The following is a 14,888-nucleotide window of genomic DNA, read 5'->3' on the forward strand; positions in this document are numbered from 1 at the left end:
AATTATTTTGTTGATAATCGGTTATGTTTTTGTATTAAAATCTGTTCGATTTCCTCTAAGCTTAGAGGCATCCCCCACGCTGGGCGCTGGTCAGCTGTCAAGTACTCTAAATCTTCACTATCAATTCCAACATTAATGTTTTCAGCAATAGGCACCTGACTATGATGAATATGTCCGTGTAAATTAATACTAGAAGCTGTGGGTCCTAAAATCAATGGGTAATGCGTGAGAAAGAATTGATGATGATTAGCTTTTACAATTAGCCCCACGTCATGAAACTCAAACTTTGGACGACCGTCTGCTAAAATAATATGTTGATTCTTTAAAAATTTAAAAAGATCGCGTGTATCATGGTTTCCCTTAACTAAGATGATTTGTCCCTTTAAACTTAATAATAATTCAAGCAACTGTTGATAACCCTTTTTAGCTGGTTTTATTTTATTGAGAAAGGCTAAGTCCCCTAAATGATATACGGTGTCTTGATCTGTAACTCGGCTATTCCAAACCTTTTGTAGGCCTGCGTGTTCTGATGACAAATCGGTGTATGGTCTTGGTGAAAAATGCTCACTTTTTAATAATTGTTCATGAAAAAAATGTAAATCAGCAGTAAAATAATTCATTCTCACTACCTGTCAATAATGACCAAATCAGTTGTCAATTGCTCTGTCAAGTTTTCTACACCGCTTGGAGTAACAATAATATCATCTTCAATTCGGATTCCAAATGCCCCCGGAATATAAATACCTGGTTCGATGGTCAAAAGCATTCCAGCTTCCAAGCGTTCCTCTGCCTGGGTTGAAAGGACCGGTCCCTCATGAATAGCTAACCCCACGCCATGACCCGTTGCATGAGTATAGTATTTACCATATTCAGCTGCTTCAATCACATTTCGAGCTGCCTGGTCAACGTCTCCAGCCAAAGTTCCCGCCTTAATTTGGTGAATGGCCGCTTGATTTGCCTCTTGAACAACTTGATACGCTCTCTTAACACCATCATCAATTGTTCCGATTCCAAAGGTCCGCGTAATATCGGAAGTATACCCATCAACAAAGTAACCAAAGTCAATTGTCACTAATTCACCAGTAGCCAGCGGTTTATCCGTTGCTTCCCCATGTGGTAACGCACCGCGATAGCCCGAAGCCACAATCGTTTCAAAAGATGCACTAGTAGCGCCCAAATCTTTAATAATTTGATCCAGTCGATTAGCTACTTGACGTTCTGTCATACCAACTTCAATTTGATCTAATAACTTTTCGTATGCTTGAATTGCCACTTGCGTTGAGTGGCGCAAAGCGACTAATTCATCTTCTGATTTTACTTGGCGTAACCATTCAACTAATTCAGGAATGGGTACAATATCTGAATTTTCATCTTGTCCTTCAAAATTTTCATCTAAGACATCAAAAATTTTAAACGGCAGAGTATCCTCAAAACCAAGATTATTTATCTTAAAACGTTTAGCAGCCAGCATGGCAACACCATAATAATCACGTGTGATAAGTAAGTCAATTCCGTCTGGCAAACTAGTTCGCAATTCTTCTTCATATCGGGCATCAGTAATTAACGCCGCTTTTTGTTCTGCGGTTCCAATAAGTAAAAGACCATCTCCTGTCCCGCCTAAAAAACCAGTTAGATACTTTAAGTTATCACCATCAGCAACTAGCATCCCATCAGCATTAAATATAGTTAAGTTTTTACGAACTTTTTCAATTCTCTTCAAATACATTTGCCTTACCTCATTTTCTTATTATTAATTATAACAGTCCCTAGTTCACAAAGCTTTGAAAGTCATTAATTTAGGTTATTAATAGTTTATCTTACTATTATACTAAAAAAAATCAGCCACAACTGATTTAACAATTGTTTCGCTGATCTATTTTTTGCTTAATTTAGTTTTATAAATCGGTATCAATCAAAGCATATTTACCATCCTTACGCTTATAAACAACCGCTGGTAAATTACTCTCTGCATCTTGGAAGACAAAGAAACTATGCCCCAACAGATCCATTTGCAAGATGGCCTCTTCGACATCCATTGGTTTCAATGAAAGATGCTTTGTTCGAACAATTTCAAATTTAGTATCCTGATCCTCATCTAATTGCGAATCATCCAAAGTCTCATCCATAAAGGTGGCAATTCCCTTATACCCCTTTTCACGCGACTTACGATTAACTTTGGTCTTATACTTACGAATTTGACGCTCTAACTTGTCGGAAACAAAATCAATTGCTTGATATAAATCCGCTTGGGTATCTTCTGCTCTAAGAAGGAGATATGGTAACTGAATGGTTACTTCAATTTTAAAAGTCCGTTCTTGGTATGAGCGCACATTTACGTGTGCCACATACTTATTATCATCATTAAGATAGCGCTCTAGGCGAGTTAAACGCTTAATGACATAAGCCTTAATAGCTTCCGTTACTTCGATATTTTCACCACGTACAATAAATTCTAGCATAGTGTTAATCTCCATTCTTTTTTATTGGATTAATTAAGTTACGATCAATCCGCACAGGTCTGAATGAAACCGTTTTCTTCTTCCCTGTAATAACATTGTAACATACATTGATTAATAAATAAACCCGTTCACATTTTTTTATCTTACTAATGTAATTGAATTCACATTTTTGGCACCAGCTACATATAAACAATCAGCCGCATGATATAAAGTGCGACCAGTGGTGTAAATATCATCAATTAACGTAATCATTTGTCCTTTTACTTCACTTCGATCAACGTTTAACTCAAACCATTGCGGCGTATGAATTCTTTGCTCACGACTTTTTTGTGACTGGGTGGTTTGAAACGACTGCTTACACCTCAACAAATTTGACCCATGGGTTTGATCCTGCAAAAGACCTTTAGTTTGATTAAAACCACGTTGCTTTAACTTATTTGCCGCGATGGGAATTATTACAATCATGCGTTCTGCTTCAATCAAGGTTTCTAATTCACCCAAAAATATTGTTCTTAAATGATAACCTCCCTTAAATTTATATTCCCTGAAAAACCATTTCATCATCTGACTATAGCGATAAAGTGCTCGGTTTTGTAATAATGTTTGGCCCTTCCTCATCCAACTCATACAATCAATACACATGTCGGACATCGTTTGATATTTTCCGCAACCGAAACAATAGTTTGGTCCAATTTTGATAAATTGTTCCTGACATTCGAAACAAATGACTGAATCATATTTAATTTGATTAAAAATAAAAGTGGTTAAATCCCAATTCTTGAAAAAATCATTTTGACAAGCTTCACATTTCATTTTGAACTCCAATACGATTTAGAAAGATAATTTCTTGTTGCGCCCGATACATTTTAAAAGAGAAATCTTTAGCAAAAATCCAAACATTGCCAGTGGGAAAATCAGCGGATCGTCCACACCTTCCTGCCATTTGTAATATCGTTTCGTAAGTAAATATTCTTTCCTCTCCTCCAAGAATATAAACATCTAATGGCGAAAATGTTACTCCTCGCTCTAAAATAGTCGTAGCTATTAATCCATGCAATTCACCACGGCGAAACATTTCGATCGTATCGCTTCGCTGCTGATCATTGGCATAAACGGTTTTAACGTGGAGTGACTTTGGGAGCATTGCACTAACTAATGATAAATCAGTGATTTGCGGTACAAAAATTAAAAAATAACGTTTATTTTTCTGATATTTCAATAACTCTCTGTTTAATGTTCGCGGTAATTTTTTTCTCCAATTTCTAGTGAATTTAATTTTTATTTTTGGTAATGGGTGTCCATGATAACGCTTGGCCAAGAATGATACTTTTCCCTGAGCGTGGCCTACTTCTTTTAACAACTTATTTGTTGGCGTCGCAGATAGATAATGAATCACTCCATCTTTTTCGCGTGCCATTTCGATCACCCGCTTTAAAGCTGAATTATCTATTAACGGAAAGGCATCAACTTCGTCCACTATAATGAGATCAAAAGTTTGATGAAACTTCATAAGCTGTTGAATTGTACATATAACGAGTTGATTGTATTTAATATGATGTTGATTTCCGTGTAAAATTAAAAATTCACCAGAAAAATTTTTTTCGATTCGACGTGCTAATTCTAAGACAACATCGATACGCGGGGCTACCAAAGCTATTCGTTTTTGAAGGCCTAATGCTCGGTTAATCAATGGATAAAGCATCTCCGTTTTTCCAGCCCCTGTTACTGCGTACGTTAAATGATGCCTTCGTTGATCCCAGGCCAATAAGTGTTCATCTGCAATTTTTTGTTGGGAGGCTGTTAAATGTCCTTTCCAATTAATTCTTTCCATATTTGTATATCTTTTAGGATCGATCAAAATAATTAAATGATCGTTACTTCGAATGGTTCCCATTTCTTTACAATGCCAGCAATATTTAATCTTTGTTTCAGGGTAATACCAATGCTTTTGAATTTGGCCAAAACATCTCTGACATACTTCAGATTGAAAAGGGTTTCTTATTTTAATATTCCTTTTTTCTTGTTGATAGAAACATGTCCGTTGAAACTGTTGTAACTCACTTGTAGTTAAGAACACCTTACATCCATATAACTCTTCCCATTTTTTAAACCTCATGTATAATAAGAAACCAAATTCAAAAAAATATAACAAAAAAGCTCATCATAGACATGATGAACTATAAATTTGCGTCGCGACTTCCTATCCTCGCAGGAAGCGATCCTCCAACTACTTTTGGCGTTACTGAGCTTAACTTCTGTGTTCGGGATGGGAACAGGTGTGACCTCAGTGCTATCGTCACGACACGGATTTAATTGTTGAGAGTTAATTCCCTCAAAACTGAATCATATTTTTATAAATTTTAACAACATACCTTGAACCACCACGTCGTATTCAACTTGGTTAAGTCCTCGAACCATTAGTACTAGTCCGCTCCATACCTCACGGTACTTCCACTTCTAGCCTATCTACCTCATCATCTATAAGGGGTCTTACTTCTTTCGAATGGGAAATCTCATCTCGAGGCGAGTTTCACACTTAGATGCTTTCAGCGTTTATCTCATCCGTACATAGCTACTCAGCGATGCTCCTGGCGGAACAACTGATACACCAGTGGTACGTCCACCCCGGTCCTCTCGTACTAAGGGCAGCTCCTCTCAAATTTCCTACGCCCGCGACGGATAGGGACCGAACTGTCTCACGACGTTCTGAACCCAGCTCGCGTACCGCTTTAATGGGCGAACAGCCCAACCCTTGGGACCGACTACAGCCCCAGGATGCGATGAGCCGACATCGAGGTGCCAAACCTCCCCGTCGATGTGGACTCTTGGGGGAGATAAGCCTGTTATCCCCAGGGTAGCTTTTATCCGTTGAGCGATGGCCCTTCCATGCGGAACCACCGGATCACTAAGTCCTACTTTCGTACCTGCTCGACCTGTTAGTCTCGCAGTCAAGCTCGCTTTTGCCTTTACACTCTACGAATGATTTCCAACCATTCTGAGCGAACCTTTGAGCGCCTCCGTTACCTTTTAGGAGGCGACCGCCCCAGTCAAACTGCCTGCCAGACACTGTCTTCCACCACGATTAGTGGTGTGAGTTAGAGTGATCATACAACGAGGGTAGTATCCCACTATTGCCTCCATCGAAACTAGCGTTCCGATTTCTACGGCTCCTACCTATTCTGTACAAGCTGCACAAGCACTCAATATCAAGCTACAGTAAAGCTCCATGGGGTCTTTCCGTCCTGTCGCGGGTAACCCGCATCTTCACGGGTATTTAAATTTCACCGAGTCTCTCGTTGAGACAGTGCCCAGATCGTTACGCCTTTCGTGCGGGTCGGAACTTACCCGACAAGGAATTTCGCTACCTTAGGACCGTTATAGTTACGGCCGCCGTTTACTGGGGCTTCAATTCGCACCTTCGCTATTGCTAAGCACTCCTTTTAACCTTCCAGCACCGGGCAGGCGTCAGCCCCTATACGTCATCTTTCGATTTTGCAGAAACCTGTGTTTTTGATAAACAGTCGCCTGGGCCTATTCACTGCGGCTCAGCTTGCGCTGAGCACCCCTTCTCCCGAAGTTACGGGTCATTTTGCCGAGTTCCTTAACGAGAGTTCACTCGCACACCTTAGGATTCTCTCCTCGACTACCTGTGTCGGTTTGCGGTACGGGCAGGTAAACACTAACTAGAAGCTTTTCTCGGCAGCGTGACATCATGGACTTCTCTACTTTATTTCGATCCTCATCATCACTTGTTCTTATAGGGATAAGCATTTAACTACTCCCAAAACTTGTGATTTAACCCAGCACTTCCAGTCGCTGGGATCCATTAGCCTTCTGCGTCCCTCCATCGTTCAAACATGTTCACCTGGTACTGGAATCTCAACCAGTTATCCATCGACTACGCCTTTCGGCCTCGCCTTAGGTCCCGACTAACCCTGGGAGGACGAGCCTTCCCCAGGAAACCTTAGTCATTCGGTGGACAGGATTCTCACCTGTCTTTCGCTACTCATACCGGCATTCTCACTTCTATGCGCTCCACCAGTCCTCACGGTCTGACTTCATTGCCCATAGAACGCTCTCCTATCGCGCCACTTACGTGGCACCCGTAGTTTCGGTGGTGTGTTTAGCCCCGGTACATTTTCGGCGCAGAATCACTCGACTAGTGAGCTATTACGCACTCTTTAAATGGTGGCTGCTTCTGAGCCAACATCCTAGTTGTCTATGCAACTCCACATCCTTTTCCACTTAACACACACTTAGGGACCTTAACTGACGATCTGGGCTGTTCCCCTTTCGACAATGGATCTTATCACTCACTGTCTGACTCCCGGACATACGTAATTGGCATTCGGAGTTTATCTTAATTTGGTAACCCGAGATGGGCCCCGCACCAAAACAGTGCTCTACCTCCAATACGCTACATTCCGAGGCTAGCCCTAAAGCTATTTCGGAGAGAACCAGCTATCTCCAAGTTCGATTGGAATTTCACCGCTACCCACACCTCATCCTAGCATTTTTCAACATGCACAGGTTCGGGCCTCCAGTGCGTCTTACCACACCTTCACCCTGGACATGGGTAGGTCACCTGGTTTCGGGTTTACAACTACATACTATGGCGCCCATTTCAGACTCGCTTTCGCTACGGCTCCGGTCTTTCCACCTTAACCTTGCATGTAATCATAACTCGCCGGTTCATTCTACAAAAGGCACGCCATCACCCATTAACGGGCTCTGACTTCTTGTAGGCACATGGTTTCAGGAACTTTTTCACTCCCCTTCCGGGGTGCTTTTCACCTTTCCCTCACGGTACTGGTTCACTATCGGTCACTAGGTAGTATTTAGCCTTGGGAGATGGTCCTCCCAGATTCCGACCGGATTTCACGTGTCCGGCCGTACTCAGGATCCTACACGGGAGATTGTCTGCTTTCGTCTACAGGGCTATCACCTTGTTTCGCGTGGCTTCCCAACCACTTCGACTAACATACAATTTTGTAACTCCACAACGGTAGTCCTACAACCCCAAAGTGCAAGCACTTTGGTTTGGGCTCTTCCGGGTTCGCTCGCCGCTACTGACGGAATCGATATTTCTTTCTACTCCTGTTGCTAATGAGATGTTTCAGTTCACAACGTCTACCTTCAACTAGTCTATATATTCAACTAGTGATAACTTGCATAACAAGTTGGGTTCCCCCATTCGGAAATCTCCGGATCAAAGCTTACTTACAGCTCCCCGAAGCATATCGGTGTTAGTACCGTCCTTCATCGGCTCCTAGTGCCAAGGCATCCACCATGCGCCCTTAATAACTTAACCGATCAACTTTCGTTGATGATTCAAGTTTGAGTATGCGACCTTACGGTCGCTTGCGATTACCACGATATAAATATCGTGATGAACTAATTAAAAACTCAAAAAATAACGCGGTGTAATTCACTGTCAATCATCATTGCGATGATCAACCCTTGATTTACTCGGTTCAATTTATATTGTATTCAATAAAATTGAAATTTTTAAAATTTATATATATGATTCAGTTTTCAAAGAACTAATTTAACACCGAAGTGTTAATGGAGAATAGCGGGATCGAACCGCTGACCCCCTGCTTGCAAAGCAGGTGCTCTCCCAGCTGAGCTAATTCCCCAATAAATTAAATTGAGTGTAGAACACTCAAAACTAAATAACGTTTCAACGAAGATGCAGGTTTCCGATTTTCCTTAGAAAGGAGGTGATCCAGCCGCAGGTTCTCCTACGGCTACCTTGTTACGACTTCACCCTAATCATCTGTCCCACCTTAGGCGGCTGGCTCCTAATAAAAGGTTACCTCACCGACTTTGGGTGTTACAAACTCTCATGGTGTGACGGGCGGTGTGTACAAGACCCGGGAACGTATTCACCGCGGCGTGCTGATCCGCGATTACTAGCGATTCCGACTTCGTGTAGGCGAGTTGCAGCCTACAGTCCGAACTGAGACAAGCTTTAAGAGATTTGCGCACCCTCGCGGGTTGGCGACTCGTTGTACTTGCCATTGTAGCACGTGTGTAGCCCAGGTCATAAGGGGCATGATGATTTGACGTCATCCCCGCCTTCCTCCGGTTTGTCACCGGCAGTCTTGCTAGAGTGCCCAACTGAATGCTGGCAACTAACAATAAGGGTTGCGCTCGTTGCGGGACTTAACCCAACATCTCACGACACGAGCTGACGACAACCATGCACCACCTGTCACTTTGTCCCCGAAGGGAAAGCTCCATCTCTGGAGTGGTCAAAGGATGTCAAGACCTGGTAAGGTTCTTCGCGTTGCTTCGAATTAAACCACATGCTCCACCGCTTGTGCGGGTCCCCGTCAATTCCTTTGAGTTTCAACCTTGCGGTCGTACTCCCCAGGCGGAGTGCTTAATGCGTTAGCTTCGTCACTCAAGGGCGGAAACCCTCGAACAACTAGCACTCATCGTTTACGGTGTGGACTACCAGGGTATCTAATCCTGTTTGCTACCCACACTTTCGAGCCTCAACGTCAGTTACAGTCCAGAAAGCCGCCTTCGCCACTGGTGTTCTTCCATATATCTACGCATTTCACCGCTACACATGGAGTTCCACTTTCCTCTACTGCACTCAAGTTATCCAGTTTCCAAAGCAATTCCTCGGTTGAGCCGAGGGCTTTCACTTCAGACTTAAATAACCGTCTGCGCTCGCTTTACGCCCAATAAATCCGGATAACGCTTGGAACATACGTATTACCGCGGCTGCTGGCACGTATTTAGCCGTTCCTTTCTGGTAAGATACCGTCACACACTGAACAGTTACTCTCAGTGTCATTCTTCTCTTACAACAGTGTTTTACGAGCCGAAACCCTTCATCACACACGCGGCGTTGCTCCATCAGACTTTCGTCCATTGTGGAAGATTCCCTACTGCTGCCTCCCGTAGGAGTATGGGCCGTGTCTCAGTCCCATTGTGGCCGATCAGTCTCTCAACTCGGCTATGCATCATCGTCTTGGTGAGCCATTACCTCACCAACTAACTAATGCACCGCGGGACCATCTCTTAGTGATAGCAGAACCATCTTTTAAATCAAAACCATGCGGTTTTAATTGTTATACGGTATTAGCATTTGTTTCCAAATGTTATCCCCTGCTAAGAGGTAGGTTTCCCACGTGTTACTCACCCGTTCGCCACTCACTGCAATGTTGAAAATCAAATCTGAACAAGTTCTTCATATCATTTCAACCACAGTGCGTTCGACTTGCATGTATTAGGCACGCCGCCAGCGTTCATCCTGAGCCAGGATCAAACTCTCAATTTAAAATTGAAGCTTGAGTATAACTCAATCTTTTTTTGTTGTTTAACAGATGTTAAACGAATTTACTAGCGAAATTGACTTCGCAAATGTTTGTATCTACCATATTGTAAATATGAGACACACCTGCACATTTGTTTCATCGAAACGTTATTTAGTTTTCAATGTTCTACTCGCTGACCTCTTACGAGACAACTTAATTAGTATAACAAGCAGCTGATTTAATGTCAACAACTAATTATTTTTATCAGTTACCATTGCACATATATGCGTTGTTCGTAGCTGACTTAATTAATATACCTTAGATCCGATTGTTCGTCAACTCCTAATTTCACATTTATTTTACGAACGATCATATATTGTGATTTGTAATCAAGGCTCATACCGTACGACGGTTATCTCAAAAAATATAGAGATGCTTCGCACCATCCTGATAGAATAACTATCACACTTCAACATAGATATTTCTAACAAGGATGAAGATCAACCCAACCTAAAACCCCTTGAATTAGATTAAATCAAATTCAAGGGGTTATCGCCTTATATAACTTTTTTAGAAGAGTGCCATCTGATTTTCATCAGACATTCCGTCTACTACTCCGTTGTCTTCAAAGAACTGCATAAGTGTTTGAGAAACCCCTCCACGCTTAGCCAAATCTTCTTTCGATAAAAATTCGCCTTCAGCCCGAGCTGCAATAATACGTTTAGCAACGTTATCACCTAAACTAGGAACCGCATTAAACGGTGCTAATAAAGTATTGCCATCAATGATCCATTGTTCAGAATCGGACTTATAAAGATCGACCATCCCAAAATCAATTCCCCGCTCCGTTGCCTCATTAGCAACTTCCAAAACGGTTACTAGATCTCGGTCTTTTGCTGAAGCATCTAAGCCCTGACCATTAATCTCAATTATTCGACCTTTCAGGGCTTGTGACCCCCGCGCCATCGTCACAATGTCAAAGTTACTAGCTCGAATTGAAAAATACGCAGCGTAGTATAACGTTGGGAAGTAGACCTTAAAGTATGCAATTCGTAAAGCCATCAACACATACGCAGCCGCATGCGCCAGGGGAAACATGTACTGAATTTTTTGAAGCGATTCAATATACCACTCTTGCACCCCAGCAGAACGTAATTCTGCTTGGTACGCTTCAGAAACACCTTTTCCTTTTCGCACTTTTTCCATTATTTGAAAAGCTGATTCAGAATTAACACCCCAATTAATGAGGTCCGTCATAATCTTATCACGCGTTCCAATCACAGTAGAAATATCTGCTAACCCGTTTTCGATCAACTCATCAGCATTTCCACGCCACACATCCGTTCCATGAGAAAGTCCCGAAATTTGCAATAGATCAGCATAGCTAGTTGGCTTCGTTTCCTGCAACATTCCGCGAACAAAGGCCGTTCCAAACTCAGGAACACCCAATGTCCCTGTTTTTGAAAAAATATTATCGGCTTTAACCCCAGAATATGAGGTGATTGAAAGAGACTCATCACACCTTCATCATTCATAGGAATAGTCGTCGGATCAATTCCCGACATATCTTGCAAAGCACGAATCATTGTCGGATCATCGTGACCTAAAATATCCATCTTTAAAATGTTGTCGTGGATTGAATGAAAGTCAAAGTGTGTGGTCTTCCATTTGGCTTTATCATCATCAGCCGGAAATTGGATCGGGGTAAAATCATAAATTTCCATATCATCTGGCACAATCAAGATTCCTGCTGGATGTTGACCTGTTGTACGTTTCACTCCGGTGGAACCAGCAGCGAGGCGTTCAATTTCAGCCGTTTTAAAAGCAACCACCTCTTCTTCAGCCAGATGGACATCGTCTAAATTGCTAATGCCCAAATCTTTTTGCTTTTGTTTTCGGACCTTTTCATTCAAGTCACGTTCATAAGCTTTAACATACCCAAAGGCCGTTTTATCAGCTACTGTCGCGATAGTTCCCGCCCGAAAAACATTATTTTCACCAAATAATGATTTCATATAATTATGCGCGAAAGATTGGTAGTCTCCCGAAAAATTCAAATCAATATCTGGGACTTTGTTTCCTTTAAATCCTAAAAATGTTTCAAAAGGAATATTATGTCCATCCCCAACTAAATCACTTTGATCAATTGGTGACACCTTAATAGGGATTGAATAGCCCGATCCATAAATTCGCGGATCTACAAATTCAACGTAATCACCTGCTTGACTGTAGTAATGTGGCGCCAAGGCATTAACTTCAGTAATCCCGACAAGTAACGCCACTAACGAGGAACCAACCGATCCCCGCGAGCCAACAAGGTATCCATCTTTATTCGATTTAGCCACCAATCGCTGAGCCACCAAATAAATTACTGAGAAACCATTCCCAATTATAGAAGCTAATTCTCTTTCAATTCGAGCTTCAATTTGTAACGGCAAAGGTTTTCCGTACATTCGATAAGCTGTTTGATAAGTTTTATCACGAATTTCTTGCTCAGCTGTTGGCATATTAGGTGGATAATTTCCAGTTTTAATAGCCTCCACATCCTCAATCTGATCTGCTACGAGATTAGTATTGTGAACCACCACTGTATGTGCCATTTTATCCCCAAGGAAAGCAAACTCATCTAAGAGCTCTTGGGTCGTTTTAAAATGCACATCTGGTAATGGGTAACGATTTAAGGGGTTTGCCCCCCTTGTGAATTAATTAAAATTTTGCGATAAATTGCATCTTCAGGATCTAAATAATGTGCGTCTCCACTTACAATAACCGGCTTATCTAATTGTTTCCCAATCTCAATCGCATCTTGAATAATTTCTTTCAGCCGATCGGTTCCTTTAATCATTTCTCGAGATAATTCTTGGGTGTAATTGCTGAGAGGTTGAATTTCAATATAATCATAGTATTTAGCAATTTCTAAAGCTGCTGCTACCCCTTTACGCTCCAAAGTTTCAAAAAACTCACCACTCGCATCCCCAGTTCCAACCAACAAACCCTCTCGATACTTTTCCAGAATTGAACGGGGCGTCCGAGGAACTCGTGCGAGGTAATTAACATTGGCCTCAGAAATTAATTTATATAAATTTTTAACACCGATTTGATTTTTAACTAACACGGTTGCTCGCTTGGGCCTTTCATGACGCCACGCCTCCGCCTGCTTTGCATATTCATTTAATTGTTGCGAATTTTTTACGCCATATTTTTCTTGCATCGCCTGCAAAAGTTTACGAGCAACCTGACCAGTGGCTGTGGCATCAAAAATGGCATTGTGGGCATGATCCAAAGGCACCCCCAGCTTTTTGGCCAAAGTACTCAATGTGAAACGCCGCATTTCTGGATGCACAAACCGCGCCAACGGCAAGGTATCAAGCACCACATTTTCAATGGGAGCCAAGCCTAAGCGCGCATAGGTCGTATTAACCATAGGCACGTCAAAATCAATCACATTATGCCCGACCAAAATTGCATCACCACAAAAGGCTCTAAATTCCGCAAAAACCTCGGCTTCCTCACGAGCATGTTTCAGATCTTGATCGGTAATGTGCGTGATATCCATAATAATGGGGCTTAAGGCTTCATGCGGATTAATATATTGATCAAATTCCCCAATAACATTACCACGTTGCATCTTAACCGCAGATAGTTGAATGACTTTATCATAACGAGGAGCTAACCCAGTAGTTTCCACGTCAAAGGAAACATAAATCGCATCGTCTAAATTAGTTGAATCTTCATTTAAGGCAAAAGCACTAAAGTCATCCACCAGATTAACTTCCACCCCATAAATCATTTTAAAATGGGCATGTTTAGCTTGTTTAAATGCGCTTAATTCAGCTTGATGCTCTGCCAGAAATTTCTTCGTGGCAGTTTCATCTGAAGGATCAATTTCAGCTTCTGCAATAAATTGTTGGGTTACTCTCTCACTTAACTTAGTATTGATTTTTTTAGATGTGCTTGAAGCCTCGGGAAAGGCTTGCGCCCCAGCAGTATCCGTTACTGCTAATGCGCGCATCCCCCAATCCGCTGCTGTTTTAATATAGTCACCAATTCCATTGGTGGCGTCCATCGTAGACATAATCGAGTGAACTTGTAAATCAACCCGTTTTTCCGTTCCTTGATAATCATCTTGACGCGCTTTTTTACCGGGGATCATCTCAATATCTCGAAACATCATTGTTAGGTCATGGCTGAAAGAATCTTCGCGAATATTTCCGCGAACACGATACCAACCACCATTTTTTAAATCTTTTAGCCACGGTTCTTCGGCTTCCTGATTTAAAAACTTCTTTAAGATAAACGAATCAGTATAATCCGACATTTTTAAAATCGCCAACTTACGACCACTACGTAGTTCTCTAACTTCACTATCAAAAACATAACCTTCAAAAGTAACCAAATCAGCTTCCATTTGAACATCAGCCATTTTAGTTACAATGACATTATTTGGAATCCCCTTGCCAATCGAATTTTCTGTCACTTTGGAACGAATCCGCGATTTTTGTTGATCCGCAATTTTTTCAGTTTCTTTCTGATGTTGCCGTAGAGCCGCTTGTTGTACCGCCATATTTTCTTGGGCTTGCTTTGCCATAGCAGCTTGTTCCTGCATGCGGTTTTGCTGACTTTGGACCAATGAACTTTGAACTAGTTGTGCGTCAACCTGTAATTTAAACGGTAGCGGATCTTGTAATCCTAATTTATAAAAGGTATCAGCAATAATCGTCATTCCCTTTTTTTCAGCATATTGTAACCATGCCTTTGAATTAAACTTCAAATTTATTTGATTATCCGTAACATCCAGCACCACCTGATTAAAAGCCGGCCTAAAAGCCCCACTTTCATTTTGATGAACTTGTAAAACCCAATTCCAATATTGAGCAACCTCTTCAACGGTTGGTTGTCGCTGTAAATTAAATTGAAAATCTGGTTCTGCTAAATGTTGAAAGGCAGCTTGGAGTCTTTGAACTAATTCGGCAGTCTCTTGGACCGGAGGAAGTGTCGGCAAATTAAATTTAAATTGCCATATCTTTGAATTTTCATGAACAACCAACCTCTGTAGCTCAGCAGCCTGTAATCCTTGTGGAATTGTTTCAAATTGTAATTGCTGTGCTAATACTTGAAATTGTTCTGACGCTGATAAGCTCATCTTTTCCTCCAT

Annotated in this window: 5 protein-coding genes, 1 tRNA gene, 3 rRNA genes and 1 pseudogene; all 10 read right to left on the minus strand. The window is 41.7% G+C overall.

The genetic code is table 11. The annotated features are described in order from the left end of the window. Positions 1 to 2 precede the first annotated feature (2 nt). The 10 genes and pseudogenes from G7084_RS07120 to G7084_RS07165 all read right to left on the minus strand — a co-directional run bounded on the left by G7084_RS07120 (position 3) and on the right by G7084_RS07165 (position 14,876). On the minus strand, positions 3 to 620 hold the full coding sequence (locus tag G7084_RS07120) for a metallophosphoesterase (protein ID WP_166011319.1): 618 nt from the start codon (positions 618 to 620) through the stop codon (positions 3 to 5). 5 nt (positions 621 to 625) lie between these two features. After that, the gene (locus G7084_RS07125; protein WP_166011321.1) at positions 626 to 1,726 is read right to left on the minus strand and encodes a M24 family metallopeptidase; all 1,101 of its coding nucleotides are present in this window, start codon (positions 1,724 to 1,726) and stop codon (positions 626 to 628) included. Between the two features lie 169 nt (positions 1,727 to 1,895). After that, complete coding sequence (hpf, locus tag G7084_RS07130; protein ID WP_166011323.1) at positions 1,896 to 2,459, minus strand: ribosome hibernation-promoting factor, HPF/YfiA family; 564 nt, start codon at positions 2,457 to 2,459, stop codon at positions 1,896 to 1,898. Positions 2,460 to 2,597: 138 nt separating this feature from the next. Continuing rightward, entirely contained in the window at positions 2,598 to 3,272 is a 675-nt protein-coding gene (locus tag G7084_RS07135; RefSeq protein WP_166011325.1) for a ComF family protein, read from the minus strand. Further along, positions 3,262 to 4,290 (minus strand): DEAD/DEAH box helicase family protein, encoded by a 1,029-nt coding sequence (locus G7084_RS07140; protein WP_246163792.1) that lies wholly within the window; start codon positions 4,288 to 4,290, stop codon positions 3,262 to 3,264. Before G7084_RS07140 ends, G7084_RS07135 begins: the two co-directional genes overlap by 11 nt. 356 nt (positions 4,291 to 4,646) lie before the next feature. Next, positions 4,647 to 4,763 (minus strand): 5S ribosomal RNA (gene rrf / locus G7084_RS07145). A gap of 93 nt (positions 4,764 to 4,856) precedes the next feature. Beyond that, a 23S ribosomal RNA gene (locus G7084_RS07150) occupies positions 4,857 to 7,770 on the minus strand. 255 nt (positions 7,771 to 8,025) lie between these two features. Then, positions 8,026 to 8,098 (minus strand) — tRNA-Ala (locus G7084_RS07155). Between the two features lie 77 nt (positions 8,099 to 8,175). Continuing rightward, positions 8,176 to 9,756 (minus strand): 16S ribosomal RNA (locus tag G7084_RS07160). Together the 16S, 23S and 5S rRNA genes with 1 tRNA gene alongside form the textbook arrangement of a ribosomal RNA operon. 547 nt (positions 9,757 to 10,303) lie before the next feature. Beyond that, positions 10,304 to 14,876, minus strand: a pseudogene (locus G7084_RS07165) (PolC-type DNA polymerase III). Between the last annotated feature and the right edge of the window lie 12 nt (positions 14,877 to 14,888).

The sequence above is a fragment of the Weissella coleopterorum genome, from assembly GCF_011304355.1.
GTDB classification, from domain to species: domain Bacteria; phylum Bacillota; class Bacilli; order Lactobacillales; family Lactobacillaceae; genus Weissella; species Weissella coleopterorum.

Excerpts from the sequence above, each read along its gene's own strand:
- G7084_RS07125 (WP_166011321.1), bottom strand. The coding sequence starts at position 1,726 with ATGTATTTGAAGAGAATTGAAAAAGTTCGTAAAAACTTAACTATATTT.
- G7084_RS07140 (WP_246163792.1), bottom strand. The coding sequence starts at position 4,290 with ATGGAAAGAATTAATTGGAAAGGACATTTAACAGCCTCCCAACAAAAA.
- G7084_RS07135 (WP_166011325.1), bottom strand. The coding sequence starts at position 3,272 with ATGAAATGTGAAGCTTGTCAAAATGATTTTTTCAAGAATTGGGATTTA.
- hpf (WP_166011323.1), bottom strand. The coding sequence starts at position 2,459 with ATGCTAGAATTTATTGTACGTGGTGAAAATATCGAAGTAACGGAAGCT.
- G7084_RS07120 (WP_166011319.1), bottom strand. The coding sequence starts at position 620 with ATGAATTATTTTACTGCTGATTTACATTTTTTTCATGAACAATTATTA.